This window comes from Advenella alkanexedens, from assembly GCF_019132845.1.
In the GTDB taxonomy this organism is placed as follows: Bacteria; Pseudomonadota; Gammaproteobacteria; order Burkholderiales; family Burkholderiaceae_B; genus Advenella; species Advenella alkanexedens.
The window spans coordinates 206,353-227,056 of record NZ_JAHSPR010000005.1 but is presented as its reverse complement, the minus strand read 5'-3'; the positions used below and the strand labels follow the sequence as shown (position 1 = coordinate 227,056).

The window sequence follows — 20,704 nt, the reverse complement described above, 5'->3', positions numbered from 1 at the left end:
GGGGCATTCATGCTCGGCCAAAGAGTCATAACAGCCATTATTCTTTTGGCGGTTCTGGTTGCGGTTGTTTCAATACCAAACCCGGCGTATTTTAACTGTTTTGTCAGCCTGGCCGCAGCCGCTGCTTTTTGGGAATGGTTAAGGCTTGCTTTGCCTCAAACATGCCAAAAAAAAGGGATTGAGCTTGTCGGGGGTGTCGCCCTTTTTGTGTTATTTGTAGGTGGTTCTGTTTTTCTACCCAAAATAATGGCTGGTGACGCATTATATTTATCCATATTCAACAATACAGGCCTGTTTTTTGTTGTGCTTAGTGCGCTTGTCTGGTTGTTGATTATTCCGGTAGTCCTTTACCGGGCCCGGCTTGACTCTATTGGAAAAAATTTTTTACATGCCATATTTGGTTTTATCACCATTGTGGCAACCTGGTATGCCATCATTGCCATGTATTTCATTCATGGAGCCTGGTTTGTTTTTTCTTACCTGATTTTAATCTGGTGTGCCGATATTTTTGCTTACTTTGGTGGCAAGCATTTCGGAGGTGAGAAGCTCGCGCCTAAAATCAGTCCGGGAAAAACCCGTTCGGGTGCCTTGTGTGGTATCTTGGCCTCCATGATCTGGATGCTGGCCAGTGCCTTTATCGACAATAGCTTTTCCCATTTCATTTTAAAACAGTCTTCCATTCTTCTTGTGCCTGCAGTGGGCTTGCTGCTGGCGGTTTATTCCATTCTAGGAGACCTGTATGAGTCACTGCTGAAGCGGCGGGCAGGTTTCAAGGATTCCAGCAATTTATTGCCTGGTCATGGTGGTGCCTGGGATCGTCTGGACTCAATATTGTCAGTCAGTCCGATTGCAGTGTTGATCTGGTATTTACTTATTCATTGATTTATTATGCAAAACATAGCGATATTTGGTGCCACCGGTTCCATTGGCGATAGTACGCTGGATGTTATTCACAAACACGCGGATCGTTTTTCCGTATATGCGTTAAGTGCTCATAGTCGTATTCGAAAATTGCTTGAGCTCTCCCTGGTTCATCATCCAAAGGTTGTAATCGTTCCTGATGTGGCAGCAGAAAAAACATTCAGGCAACTTTGGCCTTCAGAGGTAAGTATGCCTGAAATACGTATTGGTTCAGAGGGATTGTGTGCAACAGCTCGTGATCCGGAGGCTGATACGGTTGTGGCTGCTATCGTGGGAACGGCCGGTTTGCCATCTGCTTTTGCCGCCGCACAGGCAGGAAAGCGGATTTTATTGGCCAACAAAGAGGCACTGGTTGCAGCAGGCTCTCTGTTTATGGAAACAGTAAGAAAAAACAATGCCACTTTGTTACCGCTTGATAGCGAGCATAATGCCATTTTTCAATGTCTTCCCAATGGAAAATATAACGCTCAGGTAAAACGCCTTATTCTTACGGCTTCGGGTGGGCCATTTCGCAACATTGACCCTGCAGGGCTTTCAGCGGTAACCCCCGAGCAGGCATGCAAGCATCCCAATTGGTCCATGGGACGAAAAATATCCATTGATTCAGCAACCATGCTAAACAAGGGTCTCGAGGTGATAGAGGCGAAATGGATGTTTGATGTTGATGCCTCCCGGATTGATGTCCTGGTTCATCCTGAAAGTACGATTCATTCCCTGGTTGAATATATCGATGGCTCTTTGCTGGCGCAATTGGGAAATCCTGATATGCGGATTCCCATTTCCTATGCATTGGGTTACCCGGATAGGATTGAAAGCAATACCGAGAGCTTTGATTTTTCGCGTTTGTTGCAACTTAATTTTGAGTTGCCTGATTATCAGCGGTTTCCCTGCCTTCGGCTTGCCTTTGATGCCTTGAAATCCAGTCAGGCAGATTGTGTGGTGCTTAATGCCTCCAATGAGGTGGCCGTGGATTATTTCCTTAAAAACAAAATAAAATTCACCGATATTGCGGTGACCATAGAAAAAATGCTTGATGGCTTTGCAGGAACTGTCAAAGGCGCTTTGTGTCATATAGATGATGTCTTCGAGCTTGATGCCATGGCTAGAAGTCACACCAGTGAATTGTTAAACGCTACACATTGATCAGTCTGGGGATCTTGATGCTTTTTAATCTGCTTTTTTTTATCATTACCATCAGTGTCGTGGTTGTTTTCCATGAGCTGGGGCACTATTTTGCTGCCCGTTATTACAACGTAAGAGTAGAGCGCTTTTCGCTGGGTTTTGGAAAGGTCCTCTTTAAAAGAACCGATAAACATGGTACTGAATGGGCAGTTTCGGCCCTGCCTCTGGGTGGCTATGTGAAACCGCTTGCTGAACCGCTGGCGGGCTCCTCGCCACGGGAGGCCGCCAGAGCTATTAGCCAGAAAACGCCCTGGCAAAGGTTTGTTATTTTTGGTGCAGGTCCTTTCTTCAGTTTTTTACTGGCGATCATTATTTATTCCGGGATGAAAATTACTGGAACCACAGAGCCTGTCCCATACCTTGCCCAACCTGCGCCCGAAACGGCTGCCTATATGGCTGGCATCAAAGGTGGAGACAGGGTATTGGCGGTAAATGGCATGGATGTGCAAGGATGGGCTGAGGCCCGTTTAGCCCTGCTTGAACCACTTGCCACGGGTGCTGATTCCACGCTGTTGCTGCAGAATCCAAATGGCGCAACACGTGAGGTATCCATACACTTTCCAAAAGTATCGGGCACGCTGGAAGGCGTTGATTTAATGGGGCAGGCGGGTCTTGCATTAATGGCACCCAAGCCCCGTGTTGCCAATGTTCTTGATGATGGGGCAGGGCAGCAGGCTGGACTCAGGCATGGAGACCTGGTATTGAATGCAGGTACTCACGAGGATATAAGCATTACTGACTTGATCTCATTCATACAGGCAAATCCAGATAAAACCTTGCCCTTGCTGATTTCAAGGAATAATACCGAGTTGTCGCTTAATGTTACGCCACGTGCCGAGTTTAATGAAAATGGCCAGGCCATAGGCAAGATCGGGGTGGCTTTTTCTGGTCAATACCCGACCCTTACCGTGCGCTATGGTATTTTTGAAAGCATATATCTGGCAACTGTGCAAACCTTTGATACGGCCTGGTTTTCTTTGAAAATGCTTGGGAAAATGGTCACGGGACAGTTGTCTTGGAAAAACATTAGCGGCCCCATCGCCATTGCCGATTATGCGGGTCAGTCCGCCCAGGTGGGTCTTGATAAATTCATCGAGTTTATAGCGCTTATTACGGTCAGTATCGGGGTTCTGAACCTGATTCCCATTCCTGGACTTGATGGCGGTCAAATGGTTTTTTGTTTGATTGAAATGGTCAGGAAAAAAGCCTTGCCCGAGCAGGTTCAGGAAAAAAGCCTGATGGTTGGTTATTCATTATTGCTGTTTTTGATGATATTTGCATTTGTAAATGACATTGCCCGTGTTTTATGAGTTTTTGATGCGTCAAAGAGCGGGTTTTTGCTGGCAAATAAGGAATTTCTGCCTTACAATCGCATGTTATGTTCTAACTGAATATTAATCAAGGATAGTCCGAATGTCTTTTCGTCCGATGACATATATAAGAAAAAAAGCGATTCCCTCTCTTATCGCCACATTATTAATACCGCAGGCAGCGTTTGCCTTTTCACCCTTTGTCATCAAGGATATCCAGGTTACAGGCCTGGAAAGTACAGAGCCTTCAATGGTATTCAGTTACATGCCCGTACAGGTTGGTAACACATTTACCGAAGAGCAGGCCTCAGACCTCATCCGTCGTCTGTATGCAACCGGCCTTTTCAATGATGTTAAAATCAATACGGCAAACAATATTGTCCAGGTCAATGTTGTAGAGCGGCCGCTTATTACTTCCATTACCTTTGAAGGAATGCGCGCTTTTGACAATAAGGCCATTACCACTGCACTTTCACAAGTGGGTTTTGGTACCGGTCGGGCACTTGATCCTGCACTTCTGGATCGCGCCACCACGGAAATTCGCCAGCAATATGTCGTCAAGGGGCATTATGGTGTCGACGTCACATCAACGCTCACACCTTTGCCCAATAACAGGGTGGGTATCAGTTTTACGGTTGATGAAGGTGTTTCTTCCCGTATCAAAGATATCAATATTGTCGGCAACAAGGCTTTTTCCGAAAGCGAACTGCTTGATGAGTTAAGCCTTACCACACCTGGTTTCATGACGTGGTATACAGGCACTCATAAATATTCACGTGAAAAACTCGAACAGGATACAGAAACCATCAAAGGCTTCTATCTTGATCGCGGTTACCTGGATTTCAATATGGAACCGCCCCAGGTTACCATTTCCCCCAACCGGGAAGATATCTCCATCAACATGACGATCAGTGAAGGTGAACCTTATACTTTACGTAAGGTTCAACTTGCCGGTGATCTGCTTGATCTGAATACCGAGCTTGAGTCAATGTTAATACAGAAACCCGGTGAGGTATTCAATGCCTCAAAAGCACGAGAGACGGTTGCCGCCATTAAAAACCGCCTGGGCGAACTGGGATATGCCTTTGCCACGGTAACGCCAAATCCGGTTACGATCCCCGGTACTACCGAGGCCGATCTTACTTTTTTTGTTGATCCGGGCAAGCGAGTTTATGTGCGCCGTATTGATATTGGCGGTAATGTACGTACACGTGACAAGGTTATTCGTCGTGAAATGCGCCAGCAAGAAGCGGCCTGGTATGATGCTGCTCAATTGACCACCTCTCAGGAGCGCATAGATCGTTTGGGTTATTTCAACGAGGTGCAGGTTAACCAGGCTCCCGTAGCAGGTACTGACGATCAGGTAGACATCATTGTTGACGTCAAGGAAAAACCTACCGGCATGATTAACCTTGGTGTGGGTTATGGTTCTACCGATAAACTTTCGTTTAACGGTGGTATCAGCCAGGAAAACATTTTTGGTAGTGGTACCGATTTGGGCTTACAGGTCAATACCAGCAAACGAAACCGTGCCGCCGTTATCACACACACAGATCCATACTGGACTTCAAGCGGAATCAGTCGTACCACTTCTTTGTATTACCGCATTGACCGCCCTTACAACTCAAATGTAGATCAGGACGAAGATAACTACCGGACACGTTCGATTGGTTTGGGTATGAATTTCGGGGTGCCCATTTCTGAAAATGACCGTATTTTCATGGGTCTGACCTTTGAAAACAACAAGATTGAATTACCCAGTGCCGATTCCGGATATATTATTCCGAAAGCTTATCGTGATTTTGTCGACATTTACGGTGAATCCACCAACACTTTCCTGTTTAACCTTGGCTGGGCCAAAGATACTCGCGACAGCGCACTTGCACCAAGTAAAGGCTACTACACATCACTTATGGCAACGGCTGGCGTAGGCGATTTGAAATACTATATGCTAAGTGCCCAGCAACAATACTATTTGCCTTTGGGTAAAGATTATACGCTTGCCTTCAACCTTGGCGCCGACTACGGTAGAAGCTTGGACAGCAAAAAGCCCTTCCCTGTCATCAAGAATCTGTATGCCGGTGGTATTGGTTCCGTTCGCGGTTATGAAGGAGCTTCTCTGGGCCCACGTGATCTGGTTTCAGGTGACTATTTAGGTGGCTCTACCCGTGTGATTGCCAATTTACAGTTGTATCTGCCTTTCCCAGGTACACAAAATGACCGCACCCTGCGATGGTTTGTGTTTGCCGATGCCGGTAAAGTGAGTGTGTCAGGTAAAACTGCCTGCACTAACGGTAATGCAAATAATGGTGGTCTGGTTGAAAAGCCGTGTGACTGGCGCTATTCTGCCGGTGTGGGTTTGTCATGGCAGTCTCCGCTGGGCCCATTGCAAATTTCATATGCTCGCCCAATCAGTGCAAAACCAGGTGATAATAAAGAATCCTTCCAGTTCCAGATTGGCACTGCATTTTAATGGTTATACACAAACTTTAACAGGTATTTAATCATCAGGATTTTTTGAAATAATCCTGGTGAACGAATTTTTATATAATTCCTTTTACATTATAAGGTTATTTTCATGAGTTCAAGTTTGGCAAAAAATACTTTCGGCAAACGTAAAGTTGGTATGTTGCTTGCAACATCAGTTATCGGTCTTTCATTGACAGCACCGACTGTATTCGCACAAGCAAAAAAAACAACCGAAGGGACAGAAACAAAGACTGAAGCTGCGGCAGAAACCTCCAGCACCAGCCCGTTGAAAATCGGGTTCGTTAATACTGAAAAGATCCTTCGTGATTCTGCGCCAGCAAAAGAAGCACAGGACAAAATCGAAACTGAATTTAAAAAAAGAGATGAAGAGCTGCAAAAGCTGGCTAATAACCTGCGTAGCAAAGCAGAGCAATTTGATAAAAATGCACCGGTCATGACAGATGCGGAGCGTACAAAGGCTCAACGTGAATTGGCTGACCTTGATACCGATCTTCAGCGTAAACGTCGTGAATTTCAGGAAGACTTCAATCGTCGTCGTAATGAGGCTTTTTCCGGTATTGTAGATAAAGCCAATGCAGCCATTCGTGACATCGCTGAAAAAGAGAATTACGATCTGATTGTTCAAGATGCGGTAACTGTCAGTGCGCGTATTGATATCACCGATATCGTTATTAAAGCACTGGATAAAAAATAAGTATGGCAATCGTATTAAATCCGAATCAGGCAGTTTCACTGGATAAGCTGCTTGAACAGGTTGATACGCGAGGTTTGGATTGGAAAATCAAAAACAGTTCAAACCAACCCTTGCCATCAATTTATGGTTTGGGCTCCCTGAATAATGCAGGAAAGACTGAAATCAGTTTTCTTTCAAATGCGAAGTTTTTTCCACATTTACTGAAAACTGAAGCGGCTGCTGTCATTCTTCCCCAAAAAGCGGTTGACCATTTACCTGATACCGTCCCATTTGCGATGGTGATCTGTGAGAATCCCTATCTGATGTATGCACGGATAGCGCAATGGTTTGACAGCTTCAGGCTAAATAATATACCCAAACAGATACATCCTTCGGCCATTGTGGCTCCCGATGCCATTATTGAACAAGGGGTTTCCATTGGGCCGCTCGCGGTTATCGAGTCTGGTGTTAGAATTGCGGCGGGCTGTATTATTGGTGCGTCATGTGTTATTGGCAGGAACTCTGAGATTGGTGATAACAGCATCCTGTATGCCAATGTCACCCTTTATCATGACGTGATCGTCGGTCAGCGCTGTATATTGCACAGTGGTTCGGTCATTGGTGCTGACGGTTTTGGCTTCGCGCCCGATAACAGCCATGAAAAAGGTGCCTGGTGCAAGATCTCCCAGCTGGGGCGCGTTATTCTTGGCAATGATGTTGAGATTGGTGCCTGTACGACGGTAGACAGAGGTGCCATTGAAGATACGGTTATTGGTAATGGTGTCAAACTGGATAACCAGATCATGATTGGTCACAATGTTAAAATTGGAGACCATACCGCCATGGCTGCCTGTGTGGGTATTGCAGGCTCTACCCAAATAGGTACCCGCTGTACCGTTGCGGGTGCCGGCATGGTTTCCGGTCATATTACCATTGGTGATGATGTGCATATCTCTGGCGGCTCTGCCGTCACTTCTGATATTCTTGAGCCAGGTCGTTATACAGGGGTTTTTCCTATTGCCGCACATGGAGTCTGGCAAAAAAATGCAGCTGTTCTTCAGCAGCTGGCCCAACTCAGAAGACGCATTCAGCAATTGGAAAAAAAATAATTCAACCAAATTAAGTGGACTGGCTTCTGTACAGGCTCGGCTTAATTGATCAGTTTTTAAATATTAATAACAGGAAAATTTATGGTAATCGATATTCAAGGCATTATGGATCGCATCCCTCATCGTTATCCTATGCTGTTGGTGGATCGTGTCCTTGAAATGGTTCCAGGAAAAAGTATTGTTGCTGTCAAAAACGTAACTATCAATGAACCCTTTTTTCAAGGTCATTTCCCACACTTGCCAGTAATGCCCGGCGTGCTTATTATTGAAGCGCTGGCCCAGGCAGCGGCAATATTTTCATTTTCAAATGAAGATGGCACAATGTTGGACAGCTCAAAAACGGCTTATTACCTGGTAGGGGTTGATGGAGCCCGTTTTCGCAAACCGGTAGTACCGGGCGATCAGTTAATGTTGCATGCAGAAGCAGAGCGCATCAGCAAAGTCATTTGTAAATACAGAACCAAGGCCGTCGTTGATGGCGAGGTGGTTGCTGAAGCAAAAATCATGTGTGCCATAAGGGATTTAGGCTAATAATGTCAAACAACATCCATCCAACAGCAATTGTTTACGATGGGGCACAGCTCCATCCCAGTGTTATTGTTGGCCCGTATGCGATTATCCATAAAGATGTTCGCATCGATGAAGGAACAACGGTTGGTGCTCATTGTATTATCGATGGATGTACCACGATTGGTAAAAATAATAATTTCTACCGTTTTTGTTCGATTGGTGGTATGCCCCAGGACAAAAAATATGCGGGAGAGCCCACTAAACTTGAAATTGGTGACAACAACACGGTCCGTGAATATGTCACCATCAATACGGGTACCGTTCAGGATGTGGGTACTACCCGCATAGGTAATGACAACTGGATTATGGCTTATGTGCATATTGCACATGATTGCCAGATTGGCAGTCACACCATTATTGCCAATTCGGTGCAACTGGCCGGGCATATTCATATTGGTGACTGGGCTATCGTAGGAGGCGGCACTGCCGCGCATCAGTTTATCCGTATTGGCGAACACTCCATGACCGGTGGCATGAGCGCCATTCGCCAGGATATTCCTCCTTATGTGCTGGGTGCCGGTCAGCCTTATCGTCCCGCTGGTATCAATTCAGAGGGCCTCAAACGTCGTGGTTTTTCAGCTGAAGAAATCTCGGCCATCAAGAAAGCTTATAAAATCATTTATATGCGCAAGTTATCGATAGAAGAAGCGCTTGATGAAATCAAACAGTATCAGGAAGAACATCCGGATACACGTACGGCACTTCAGCCATTCCTGGATTTCTTTGATACTCACTCACGTGGTATAGGTCGTTGATGGGGCTGAAAGTTGCAATGGTTGCCGGTGAACCTTCTGGTGACCTTTTGGCCTCGCGTATTATAGATGGTATCAAGCAGGCCCAGCCAGAGGTTCATTTTACGGGCATAGGCGGGCCTAATATGCGCTCACGTGGCATGCACATCCAGCATCCCATGGATAAATTAAGTGTTTTTGGTTATGCTGATGCGCTCAAGCAACTTCCTTCCTTAATCCGAACTTACAGTAGTCTTAAAAATAATTTAATCGCCCATAAACCTGATGTGTTTGTGGGTGTGGATGCGCCCGATTTCAATTTGCGCCTGGAACAAAAATTGCGAGAAAAAGGGGTCCCTACCGTTCATTTTGTGGGCCCATCCATTTGGGCATGGCGATATGAGCGCATTCATGCCATCAAAAAAGCAGTGTCTCACATGTTGGTCCTGTTTCCTTTCGAAGTGGACATCTATCGAAAGGAGGGTATTCCCGTTACTTTTGTCGGCCACCCCTTGGCCAGCCAGATCCCGCTTAAACCCGATATGCAGGCCGCCAGGCTTCGTTTGGGGTTAAGCCCAGACAGCCGGATACTGGCGATTTTACCTGGAAGCCGGGCATCAGAAGTTAAACTGCTGGCGCCACGGTTTTTGCAAACTGCCCAACAATTACTAAAGCACGATCCGGCTTTGCAGTTTATTGTGCCGATCGTTAATGAAAAAAGGCAGAAAGATTTTGATGAGATTTATGCCAGTATCCCGGTTAAAAACCTGAAAACCTTTTCTGCGACTGAGACCGGACGTCCTGTTGCATGGGATGTGATGGAGGCTTCTGACGCGGTATTGGTGGCCAGTGGTACAGCCTCTCTTGAAACGGCCTTATTCAAAAAACCCATGGTTATTTCCTATGTGATTTCTCCTTTGATGAAAAAACTGATGGAATGGAAATCAGGGCAACTCAAGCCTTATGTGCCTTGGGTTGGACTGCCCAATATCTTGTTAAAAGAATTTGCTGTTCCTGAAATTCTTCAAGACGAAGCAACGCCCGAAAATCTGGCGGCTGCCTGTCTTAATGCGCTTGAAAATACCGCTTATATTCTGGAGGTCAAACAAAAATTCTCCTTGCTTCATGAAACTTTGCGTCAGGATACGGCCCATCTTGCGGCGCAAGCCATTTTAAACGCGGCAAATTCACCAGCGTAATATTATGAATCATAATCTTGATTTGTTTTCCGACAACGAAGACGGTTTACTGATTGCCGGGATAGATGAGGCTGGAAGAGGGCCATTGGCAGGTTCTGTGTATGCTGCTGCGGTTATTCTGGATCCGGCAAAAACCATTCATGGTTTGATGGACTCCAAAAAACTATCCGAAAAAAAGCGTGAACAATTGGCGCTTGAAATCAAGGAAAACGCACTATCCTGGTCTATTGCCTGTGCCACTGTGGAAGAAATTGATCAGATCAACATACTGCAAGCAACCATGCTGGCCATGAAAAGGGCGGTTTTGAATTTGTCTGTTGCACCAGGTCTGGCGCTTATTGATGGTAACCGTGTGCCTGCAGATATGCCCGTTGCCTGTAGGGCTATTGTTAAAGGGGACGCGCTTGAGGCTTGTATTTCTGCTGCTTCCATCCTGGCGAAAACGGCCCGCGATGCGTCATTGAGAGAACTGCATGAACAATATCCCGAATATGGTTTTGATCAACATAAAGGATACGGGACAGCTCTTCATTTAGAGCGCTTGCGTTTGCATGGCGCCTGTCCTGAACATCGACGGAGTTTTGCGCCCGTAAGAAAATTACAGGGTTAAAAGTCTTTGTTTTTATTGATTTTTTCCATTAATTAAGCTAATTTTAAGTTTTAAAATTGTTTTGCCATAAAAAGGCAGTACAATTATTTGCTTTCATTGTAAAGAATTACAGCCTTTTGTTATTAGATAGATATTATTTATGACCACACCTTTAACGCCAATTCCACCGAATAATGAACTGCCGCATCGTAAAATTATTCGGAGCTGGTTAACACCCTTATCAGAAAAAAACACGCTTCGCGCTATTGTTCTGATGATTATTGATATCGCCTTGTTTTTTGCATTGATTGCCGGGGCAATTGTTTTTGAACCATGGTGGGCAAAGTTGATTTGCGGCCTGGTTTGTGGTTTTGTCATTGGCCGTCTGTTTATTATCGGTCATGATGCCTGCCACCAAAGCCTGACACCACACCGGAAGCTGAATAAATGGTTGGGCCGTATTGCCTTTTTGCCATCCGTCTCACCGTACAGCCTATGGGATGTTGGTCATAATGTCGTGCATCATGGCTATACCAATCTGAAAGGCATGGATTTTGTCTGGTGCCCTCATACACCGGAAGAGTACGCTGCCATGTCCAAAGGACGTCAGCTTATGGAGCGATTCTATCGCAGTGGCTGGGGTGCAGGCATTTATTATCTTGTTGAAATCTGGTGGAACCGCATGATGTTTCCCACCAAGGCGTATATGGGTACGCAGCGTAAAGTCTTTTTCTGGGACGGCCTGCTATCCAGTGTGTTTGGTATTTCCTGGGCACTGGTCGTGATCATTGCGGCCATTCAAACTGATCAATCAATTTTCTCACTGTTGTTTTTTGCCTGGTTTGTACCACTGATGTTCTGGTTTTACATGATCGGCTGGGTGGTGTATGTACAGCATACACATACCAAAGTGGTTTGGCATGATAACAAGGTTGAGTGGGCCAAGGCACAGCCGTTTGTTTCCACAACCGTGCATCTGACCTTCAACTTTCATTTTGGTGCACTCATGCATCACATTCTTGAGCATACTGCCCATCACGTTGATATGAGTATTCCGTTGTACAAGTTGAAAGCTGCACAAGCCCGTCTTGAAGAAATGCTGCCAGAACGGATTGTGGTACAGAAATTCAGCTGGAGATGGTATTTCAAAACGGCCAAGGCAACCAAGCTGTATGACTATGAAAACAAGCGCTGGCTTGATTTCAACGGTAAGCCAACAGCCCAGGTTTTGTAATCTATCCGGAACCATCAATATTAGGCTTTGATATTATCCCGCTTATGCGGGATAATTTTTTGTATGAAATCCATCTCCTCCAAAGAAAATCCCTTGTACAAGCAATTGCTGAAGGTTCATCTTGGCAAAATAAAGGGTCAGGTCCTCATTGAAGGCGTCCATCTTTGCCATTCATGGTTAGCGCATCATGCGAATCCTTTGTTGGCTGTGTTCAATGCCGCTGTGCTAGAGCAGGTCGAGTCAGGTGCATTCGTGCAACATGCAGCTGCGCATCAATTGATGCAGGAAGGTGCATCTGTCATGCAATCGTCCGCTAATGAGGTTTGGCAGTTGTTCAATGTGTTGAATCAGGATCAATGCGTTGTTGTACCCGATAAACTCTTCAAAAACTTGACGCAGGTGGACTCACCGCAAGGGGTGCTTTTTCTGGTGAACACGCCATCCTTCCAGGTGCCGGAAAAGATTCGGGAGAACGCGGTTTTTCTGGACCGGTTACAAGATCCGGGTAATGCGGGGACCATCCTGCGTTCTGCCGCGGCAGCGGGGGTTCGCCATGTATATCTGTCAAAAGGCTGTGTTTCAGCCTGGTCATCCAAGGTCTTGCGAAGTGCCCAAGGGGCCCATTTTTCTCTGAATATTTACGAGCAGCAAGACTTGTCCGAACTCATTGGCCGGACTAGTGTTCCGGTCATGGCAACTGCGTTGTCGGACAAGGCGCAGAACCTGTATGAAACACGCTTGCCCGAACAATGTGTATGGTTGTTGGGGCATGAAGGCCAGGGCGTGCACCCTGCCTTGTTAAGCAAGGCAAATCATCAGGTATTTATTCCCCAGACAAATTGGGTGGAGTCGCTGAATGTGGGGGTTGCTGCCGGTATTGTCTTGTTTGAACACCGGCGCCAGCGTCTTTATTGCGTTTGAAGCTGTGTAGTGGCCGCCTGTCAAAAAAATACCTGTCAGTGAAATGTACACACGGACAGGTATTTATAGATGATAGGGTGGTTTTTTTAGTAGCTGGATTTATTCAGCCCAAGTATTTGCAAAACAGTCGTGGAAATTTCTTCAATCGACTTGGTTGTGGTTGACAGCCATTCAATGCCTTCGCGGCGCATTAATCTTTCTGCTTCAGCCACTTCATACAAACATTGCTCCAGCGTAGCATAACGGCTGTTTGGGCGACGTTCATTGCGGACTTCACTCAGGCGATCGGGCTGGATGGACAAACCGAACAGCTTGTTGCGGAAAGGCTGCAATGTTTTAGGCAGGCTGCCGCGTTCAAAGTCTTCGGGAATTAACGGAAAATTGGCTGCCTTGATGGCGTATTGCATGGCAAGGTAAAGGCTCGTTGGTGTTTTACCACAACGGGAAACACCCACCAGAATCACATCCGCTTCCTTAAGGCCATGAATGAATTGACCGTCATCGTGGGCCAGGCTAAAGTTGATTGCCTCGATGCGATTGCGGTAGGCTTCTGAACTGGCACTTAAATGAGACATACCAATGGTTGGTTCGGACTTGGCGCCTAAGGCTGACTCAAGCTGGCTGACGCAAGTGCCAAAAATATCCAGGAACACGCAATTGGACTCTTTGACATAGGCAAGAATATCCTGTTTGACCAATGTGCTGAAGACGATGGGTGGATTCTTTTCACGTTCGGCAATTTCATTGATTTTTTTTGCCACAGCCTTGGCCTTTTCATCTGTCGTGACGAAAGGTTCCCGGATTTGCTGGAACTCAAAAGACTTACTGAACTGAGAAAGTACAGAGTGACTGAAGGTTTCTGCGGTAATACCGGTGCTGTCCGATACAATAAATACAGTTCTTTGATTAAGTTGCATTGTGATTGCCTAAAAAACGCCCAAAAAAAACCGTAAAACGGTACAATTCAGTCCATGATTGTAATCGACATCATTGGTTTGTCATGTAAAGGCTTATTTGTTTGAGGAATTTAGTTGTTTTTCAAACAAATATGCTTTCATTTTTTTATTCTAAGGGTGACTTTAATGTCGTATGTTGTTCCATTTGAAAATCTCCGCATGACGGACGTGGACTCGGTGGGTGGTAAAAATGCCTCACTGGGTGAAATGATTAGCCAGTTGTCTTCAGCGGGTGTACGGGTTCCCGGTGGTTTTGCCACTACAGCAGAAGCTTTCAGGGATTTCCTCAAGCTTTCTGGGCTGGACACACGTATTGCCAATCGTCTTAGCACATTAAATCCGGAAGATGTTCGTGCATTGGCAGAGGCCGGTTCCGAAATCCGTCAATGGATTATCGATGAACCTTTTTCCGCAGAGTTTGAAAGTCAAATCCGCGAAGCCTATGCCAAGCTGGATGCCGATGGCAAAGGTTCTTTTGCTGTCCGTTCATCTGCCACAGCCGAAGATTTGCCTGATGCTTCATTTGCAGGCCAACAGGAAACTTTCCTGAACGTTGCCGGCATTGACGATGTCCTGGATAAAATCCGTCACGTTTTTGCTTCACTTTATAACGATCGCGCTATTTCTTACCGTGTCCATAAAGGCTATGCTCATGCTGAAGTGGCCTTGTCTGCCGGTATCCAGCGTATGGTTCGTTCAGACAAGGGCAGTGCCGGTGTGATGTTTACCCTGGATACCGAGTCCGGTTTTGATGATGTTGTATTCATCACTTCTTCTTACGGTCTGGGTGAAACCGTTGTACAGGGTGCCGTTAATCCTGACGAATTCTATGTGTTCAAACCCACACTGGAATCAGGTAAATATCCAATCGTCAGCCGTCGCATCGGTTCCAAACTGATCAAGATGGAATTCAACACCGAGCGCCGTCCCGGTGAAAATGCCGTGTTGACCGTTGACGTGCCTGTTTCAGAAAGAAACCGTTACTCCCTGACCGATGATGAAGTGATTGAACTGGCCCGTTATGCCGTCATTATTGAAAAGCATTATCAGCGTCCTATGGATATCGAATGGGGTCGTGATGGTATTGATGGAAAACTGTATATTCTTCAGGCTCGTCCTGAAACCGTCAAATCACAGCAAGGTGCCCATGACGTCCAGCAACGCTACAAACTGAAGGCGACTGGCCAGGTACTGATTACCGGTCGTGCCATCGGTCAAAAAATCGGTTCCGGTAAAGTCCGCATCATTAATGATATTGCCCAAATGGATCAGGTTGAAGCCGGTGATGTATTGGTTACCGACATGACCGACCCTAACTGGGAACCCGTCATGAAGCGCGCTTCCGCCATTGTGACCAACCGTGGTGGCCGTACCTGCCACGCTGCGATTATTGCACGTGAACTGGGTATTCCTGCTGTTGTTGGTTGTGGTGAAGCAACTGAAGTGCTTGTTAATGATTCCGAGGTAACCGTGTCTTGTGCGGAAGGCGATGAAGGCCGTATTTATGAAGGCCTTCTGGAAACCGAAATCGAAGAAATCCGTCGCGGTGAAATGCCGGAAGTTGATGTGAAAATCATGATGAACGTGGGTAACCCCCAGTTGGCATTTGATTTCTCTCAAATCCCCAATGCGGGTGTTGGTCTGGCTCGTCTTGAATTTATCATCAACAACAACATCAACATTCACCCTAAAGCGGTACTTGATTACCCCAATGTTGATGCTGACCTGAAAAAAGCAGTTGAATCGGCTGCCCGTGGTTACGCAAGTCCCCGTGCTTTCTTTGTTGAAAAACTGGCAGAGGGCGTGGCCACCATTGCGGCTGCGTTCTATCCGAAACCGGTTATTGTCCGCATGTCCGACTTCAAATCCAACGAATATCGCAAGCTGGTTGGCGGTTCCCGCTACGAGCCCGAGGAAGAAAACCCGATGCTGGGTTTCCGTGGTGCGGCTCGTTATATTTCCGACGATTTCGCTGAATGCTTCCGTATGGAATGCGAAGCTTTGCGCTTTGTTCGTGAAGAAATGGGTCTGACTAACGTTGAAATCATGATCCCCTTTGTGCGCACCCTTAACCAGGCTGAACGCGTGATTAACCTGTTGGCGGAAAATGGCCTGAAACGTGGTGAAAACGGTCTGCGCGTGGTTATGATGTGTGAGGTTCCTTCCAATGCGATTCTTGCCGAGAAATTCCTTCAGTACTTTGATGGGTTCTCTATCGGTTCAAACGATATGACCCAGTTAACGCTTGGTCTTGACCGTGATTCGGGCATGGAGTTGTTGGCGGCTGATTTTGATGAGCGTGATGAAGCGGTACAATTCATGTTGTCACGAGCCATTCAGGCATGTCTGAAAGCCGGCAAATACGTTGGTATTTGTGGTCAGGGCCCCAGCGATCACCCGGATTTGGCGGTATGGCTGAAAGAACAGGGTATTTTGTCAATGTCTCTTAACCCCGATACGGTGGTTGATACCTGGCAAAAACTGGCTGTCGCTCAGTAATTGATTAAGTAATGAAAAAACAGGCTCTTTCGAGGGCCTGTTTTTTTGTCATCAAAAAATGAAAAACATGATTAATACATTCCTCATCTTTCATCACAAGGAATATTTTCTTTTTTAATAAAATGAGGGATGAATTAAGTTACACTTACTGAATTAACCATAGATTTTAAGGATATGAAATGAGTCAATTGATTATTGAAGATATTGAAGTGGGTACCGGTGAAGAAGCCAAAAGCGGGCAACATGTCACCGTGCACTACACTGGCTGGTTATTGGATAATGGTGCCAAATTTGACTCAAGCAAAGATCGCAATCAACCATTTTCTTTCCCTCTGGGTGCAGGCCATGTCATTAAAGGTTGGGATCAGGGTGTGGCAGGCATGAGGATTGGTGGCAAACGTAAACTAACCATTCCATCATCGTTAGGTTATGGTGCCAGAGGAGCTGGCGGTGTTATTCCGCCTAATGCAACTCTCGTGTTTGAGGTTGAATTACTGGACTTGGCGTAAGTTTGGTAAATTCCGGTCTTTCCAAAAGGTGACAATATGATCTGGCTCTGGTTTGCTCTTGCGGTGGTGGCACTTATTGCCGAACTGCTTTCAGGCACATTCTACATGTTGCTTGTTGCGTTGGGACTGGTCGCTTCGGGTATTGTTGCCTATTTGGGTTTCAGTCCGGCTGCCCAGTTGGCTACTTGCAGCATCATTGGCATTGCCGGGCTGATTATACTTAAAAAAACGGGTGTATTATTAAAAAAAGGGCACCTTAAGGCAACCAGTGACAGTAATGTCATCCTTGATATCGGCCAGCAAGTAGAAGTGAAGTCGTGGACAGAAAATCGTACGTCCACGGTCTATTACCGAGGAGCTCAATGGCAGGTAAAACTGGATCCTTCCATTACTGAAACACCATTGCCCGGACAATATGTGATTGTCGATATTCAAAGCGTTACCCTTATTTTAAAGCCGCTGCATAAGTCATCCTGAGCCCCTGACAAACCATAGGAGTGTTACTGTGGAATTTGATACATCGATTATTTTCTGGCTGATTGTTTTTATACTGGCCCTGATTATCTTTATTAAAACCATTGCCATTGTTCCCCAGCAACATGCATGGGTGGTGGAACGGCTTGGTAAGTTTGACAGAACCCTGTCTCCGGGAGCCAAATTTGTTATTCCCTTTATTGAAAAGATTGCCTACAAACACTCATTAAAAGAAATTCCCCTTGATGTTCCCAGTCAGGTTTGTATTACCCGGGACAATACGCAGCTGCAGGTGGATGGTGTTATTTTCTTCCAGGTAACCGATCCAATGCGGGCTTCATACGGTTCATCCAATTATATTGTCGCCATCACACAGCTGGCACAAACCACGCTGCGTTCGGTCATTGGCCGCATGGAGCTTGACCGTACTTTTGAAGAACGGGATGCCATCAACAGCACGATTGTTTCTTCCCTTGACGAGGCAGCCACCAACTGGGGGGTGAAAGTATTGCGCTATGAAATCAAGGATCTTACCCCTCCTAGCGAAATTCTGCGTGCCATGCAGGCACAAATTACGGCCGAGCGTGAGAAGAGGGCATTGATCGCCGCGTCTGAAGGGCGTCGTCAGGAACAGATCAATATCGCAACCGGTGAACGAGAGGCAGCCATTGCCCGTTCAGAAGGTGAGAAGCAGGCACAAATCAATAACGCTGAGGGTGAGGCCAAAGCGGTTACCACGATTGCAACCGCAACTGCTGAAGCCATTACCAAGGTGGCCAATGCCATAGAACAGCCAGGTGGTCTTGCAGCGGTTAACCTGCAGGTGGCGGAAAATTACGTGGAAGCCTTTGGCAAGCTTGCCAAAGAAGGCAACACCCTGATTTTGCCAGGTAATTTGTCTGATATGGGAAGTATGATCGCCTCGGCAATGACCATTATTAAAAATAACAATAAAACAACATCCTGATATTTTTAATTATTAAAGCCACTTTCAAACGTGGCTTTTTTTGTATCTCAATTTTTATCTCAAAGGCCTGTTCAACAGGCATGTGACAAAGGTTCCAACGCGTCTTCAGATGCGAAAGATTAAGCAAGACCAATTAAAACAAACTATTTTTGTATGCGGGGGCTTTACGATGCAAAAAAACATACGCCAGGTAACCTTCGATTTACTGCGTAAGTTGGATATCACCACCATTTTTGGTAACCCGGGTTCGACGGAAGAAACGTTCCTCAAAGAGTTTCCGGCAGATTTCCGGTATATTCAAACCTTGCATGAGGCATCCGCAGTGGCTGCTGCAGATGCCTATGCGCAATCGATGCGCAAGGTGGCAATGGTCAACGTCCATACGTCAGCAGGATTAAGCAATGCCATGAGCAATATCCTGACAGCCTATATGAATCGGACTCCCCTGATCATTACTGCCGGTAACCAAACCCGTGAAATGCTCCTGATGGATCCATGGCTTAGCAATATCGAGCCCGAAACACTGCCTAAGCCATGGGTGAAATGGAGCTGCCAGCCGGTTCGGGCTGAAGACGTACCCGCTGCCTTCATGCGCGCGTATGCCATGGCGTTGCAACCACCTGCCGGGCCTGTGTTTTTATCCATTCCACTTGATGACTGGGATAAACCAGCCCTTCAAGAGCAGGCGGTGGTCAGGTCAGTGCCACAGCGCATTGGCTACGATCCACAACGGTTGAAAGCGTTTGCCGATGCCATTACGGCTGCGAAAAATCCGGTTCTGATTTATGGTTCCGCCATTGCCAGAGGGCAGGGTTGGGAAACAGGTATCGCCTTGGCCGAGAAATTAAACATTCCTGTTTGGGCAGCCCCATCATCCGAACGTCCACCCTTTCCCGAAACGCATCCTTTATATGCGGGCGGTTTGCCCTTTGCCATTAAACCACTATCTGAAAAGCTGGAAGGCCATGATCTGGCGGTAGTGATTGGGGCACCGGTTTTCCGCTACTATCCTTATGTGGCAGGCTCTTATATTCCCGAAGGCTTGCGCCTGTTGCACATCTCCGATGATCCGTTGGAGATCGGGCGTGCGCCGGTTGGAGACGGTTTGTTAAGCGATGCGGTGCTGGCACTTGAAGGCCTGGCTGACCTGGTATCAGCCAAAGAGAAGCAGCCACCGGTTATTGGCAAACAGGCACACAATATGGCGGCCCATCCACCCGTGGCCACTTCGGCAGCCAATTCAGATTCCTTAAGTGCTGCCGAATTATTCCGCACTTTACGGGAGGTTTCTCCCAGGGACACCATCCTGATCGAAGAGTCTCCCTCCAATCTGGCTGAGTTGCATCGTGAATGGCCCATTGAAGCACCGGATTCATTTTATACATTTGCAAGCGGCTCTTTAGGGTGGGGATTGCCCGCCAGTGTTGGTATTGCACTGGGTGAAAAAGACAGTGGCCGTAATCGTCCTGTGCTTGCCATTATTGGTGACGGATCAATGCAGTATTCCATCCAGGGACTTTGGAGTGCCGCACGGCAGCAATTGCCGATTGTGTATGTCATACCTAAAAACAACGAATATGCCATTCTGAAATCATTTGCCCTATTGGAAGAAACTCCAGGCGTACCAGGACTGGATATTCCAGGACTGGATATTATGGCCTTGGCCAAAGGGTACGGCTGTTGTGCGGTGCATGCAGAAACTGCTGAACAGGTGAAAACGGCCTGTCAAGAAGCTTTTGGCCGGCAGGGTCCGACCGTTATTGAAGTACCTATATTGCCGGCCATCCCGCCATTGATTTAATGGTTCGGGTTTTTACTGATTAAAAGAGGGTTCCAAGGAGCCCTCTTTTAATTGATGGGTAATTTTGTTTATTGGCGACGGGTATCGTGCTTCATGATGCGTTCTTTTTCCCGCTGCCAGTCTTTATCTCGGGCGCTATCGCGCTTGTCATGCAGTTTTTTGCCTTTACCCAGACCAAATTCCAGCTTGATCCGCCCATTTTTGAAATGAAGATTAAGCGGCACAAGGGTATAACCACGAATTTCCACCTTGCCAATTAACTTGTTGATTTCATTTTTATGCATTAACAATTTGCGTGTGCGCGTTGCATTGGGATGGATGTGGGTAGACGCTGTGGCTAACGGACTGACATGCATGTTAAGCAGCCAGAGTTCACCGTCACGTACAATAACGTAGCTTTCAGCCAATTGAACTCTGCCTGCACGGATAGCCTTGACTTCCCAGCCTTCAAGGACAATACCGGCTTCAAATTTTTCTTCAATGAAATAGTCGTGGCGGGCTTTTCTATTTTCTACAATGCTCATGATTTATATTATAAAAATGCTACAGCCGTTAAAATAGGATTTTTT

19 protein-coding genes are annotated in these 20,704 nt (G+C 46.4%); 17 read left to right on the top strand and 2 right to left on the bottom strand.

From position 1 onward, the window contains the following. Positions 1-9 precede the first annotated feature (9 nt). The 12 genes from KU392_RS08670 (at position 10) to KU392_RS08615 (ending at position 12,929) form a co-directional block, all read left to right on the top strand. The gene (locus tag KU392_RS08670) at positions 10-882 is read left to right on the top strand and encodes a phosphatidate cytidylyltransferase (RefSeq protein ID WP_169294420.1); all 873 of its coding nucleotides are present in this window, start codon (positions 10-12) and stop codon (positions 880-882) included. 6 nt (positions 883-888) lie between these two features. Then, positions 889-2,064, top strand: a complete 1,176-nt coding sequence (locus tag KU392_RS08665) for a 1-deoxy-D-xylulose-5-phosphate reductoisomerase (RefSeq protein WP_169294421.1) — start codon at positions 889-891, stop codon at positions 2,062-2,064. 17 nt (positions 2,065-2,081) lie between these two features. Continuing rightward, positions 2,082-3,413, top strand: a complete 1,332-nt coding sequence (gene rseP, locus KU392_RS08660) for an RIP metalloprotease RseP (protein WP_217735087.1) — start codon at positions 2,082-2,084, stop codon at positions 3,411-3,413. 103 nt (positions 3,414-3,516) lie between these two features. Continuing rightward, entirely contained in the window at positions 3,517-5,886 is a 2,370-nt protein-coding gene (bamA, locus tag KU392_RS08655) for an outer membrane protein assembly factor BamA (RefSeq protein WP_169294423.1), read from the top strand. A 105-nt stretch (positions 5,887-5,991) separates the two neighbouring features. Further along, complete coding sequence (locus KU392_RS08650; RefSeq protein WP_169294424.1) at positions 5,992-6,597, top strand: OmpH/Skp family outer membrane protein; 606 nt, start codon at positions 5,992-5,994, stop codon at positions 6,595-6,597. Positions 6,598-6,599: 2 nt separating this feature from the next. Further along, positions 6,600-7,685 (top strand): UDP-3-O-(3-hydroxymyristoyl)glucosamine N-acyltransferase, encoded by a 1,086-nt coding sequence (gene lpxD, locus KU392_RS08645; RefSeq protein WP_217735086.1) that lies wholly within the window; start codon positions 6,600-6,602, stop codon positions 7,683-7,685. Positions 7,686-7,766: 81 nt separating this feature from the next. Next, on the top strand, positions 7,767-8,216 hold the full coding sequence (gene fabZ / locus KU392_RS08640; protein WP_169294426.1) for a 3-hydroxyacyl-ACP dehydratase FabZ: 450 nt from the start codon (positions 7,767-7,769) through the stop codon (positions 8,214-8,216). 2 nt (positions 8,217-8,218) lie between these two features. Then, the gene (lpxA, locus tag KU392_RS08635) at positions 8,219-9,010 is read left to right on the top strand and encodes an acyl-ACP--UDP-N-acetylglucosamine O-acyltransferase (protein ID WP_217735085.1); all 792 of its coding nucleotides are present in this window, start codon (positions 8,219-8,221) and stop codon (positions 9,008-9,010) included. After that, positions 9,010-10,185 (top strand): lipid-A-disaccharide synthase, encoded by a 1,176-nt coding sequence (lpxB, locus tag KU392_RS08630; protein ID WP_169294428.1) that lies wholly within the window; start codon positions 9,010-9,012, stop codon positions 10,183-10,185. The genes lpxA and lpxB overlap by 1 nt, the downstream gene beginning before the upstream one ends. Positions 10,186-10,189: 4 nt before the next feature. Then, a complete protein-coding gene (rnhB, locus tag KU392_RS08625; RefSeq protein ID WP_169294429.1) occupies positions 10,190-10,795 on the top strand; it encodes a ribonuclease HII in 606 nt (201 codons plus the stop codon). Between the two features lie 139 nt (positions 10,796-10,934). Beyond that, positions 10,935-12,008 (top strand): fatty acid desaturase, encoded by a 1,074-nt coding sequence (locus KU392_RS08620; RefSeq protein WP_169294430.1) that lies wholly within the window; start codon positions 10,935-10,937, stop codon positions 12,006-12,008. Between the two features lie 63 nt (positions 12,009-12,071). Continuing rightward, entirely contained in the window at positions 12,072-12,929 is an 858-nt protein-coding gene (locus KU392_RS08615) for a TrmH family RNA methyltransferase (protein WP_217735084.1), read from the top strand. 86 nt (positions 12,930-13,015) lie between these two features. Here the strand turns inward: KU392_RS08615 and ppsR are convergent, their stop codons facing one another. Further along, on the bottom strand, positions 13,016-13,846 hold the full coding sequence (gene ppsR, locus KU392_RS08610) for a posphoenolpyruvate synthetase regulatory kinase/phosphorylase PpsR (RefSeq protein ID WP_169294432.1): 831 nt from the start codon (positions 13,844-13,846) through the stop codon (positions 13,016-13,018). A 165-nt stretch (positions 13,847-14,011) separates the two neighbouring features. On the opposite strand from ppsR, the gene ppsA reads away from it, so the two are divergent. From ppsA to mdlC, 5 genes are all read left to right on the top strand, one after another. Next, a complete protein-coding gene (gene ppsA / locus KU392_RS08605; RefSeq protein WP_217735083.1) occupies positions 14,012-16,384 on the top strand; it encodes a phosphoenolpyruvate synthase in 2,373 nt (790 codons plus the stop codon). 179 nt (positions 16,385-16,563) lie between these two features. After that, positions 16,564-16,893 carry an FKBP-type peptidyl-prolyl cis-trans isomerase gene (locus KU392_RS08600; protein ID WP_169294434.1) on the top strand — a complete coding sequence of 110 codons (330 nt, stop codon included), beginning with the start codon at positions 16,564-16,566 and terminating at the stop codon, positions 16,891-16,893. A gap of 36 nt (positions 16,894-16,929) precedes the next feature. After that, positions 16,930-17,370 carry an NfeD family protein gene (locus tag KU392_RS08595; RefSeq protein ID WP_211182320.1) on the top strand — a complete coding sequence of 147 codons (441 nt, stop codon included), beginning with the start codon at positions 16,930-16,932 and terminating at the stop codon, positions 17,368-17,370. A 28-nt stretch (positions 17,371-17,398) separates the two neighbouring features. Next, entirely contained in the window at positions 17,399-18,334 is a 936-nt protein-coding gene (locus KU392_RS08590) for an SPFH domain-containing protein (protein ID WP_169294435.1), read from the top strand. A gap of 169 nt (positions 18,335-18,503) precedes the next feature. Then, positions 18,504-20,135 (top strand): benzoylformate decarboxylase, encoded by a 1,632-nt coding sequence (gene mdlC, locus KU392_RS08585; RefSeq protein ID WP_169294436.1) that lies wholly within the window; start codon positions 18,504-18,506, stop codon positions 20,133-20,135. Between the two features lie 68 nt (positions 20,136-20,203). Here the strand turns inward: mdlC and smpB are convergent, their stop codons facing one another. Then, the gene (gene smpB, locus KU392_RS08580; protein WP_169294437.1) at positions 20,204-20,659 is read right to left on the bottom strand and encodes an SsrA-binding protein SmpB; all 456 of its coding nucleotides are present in this window, start codon (positions 20,657-20,659) and stop codon (positions 20,204-20,206) included. Between the last annotated feature and the right edge of the window lie 45 nt (positions 20,660-20,704).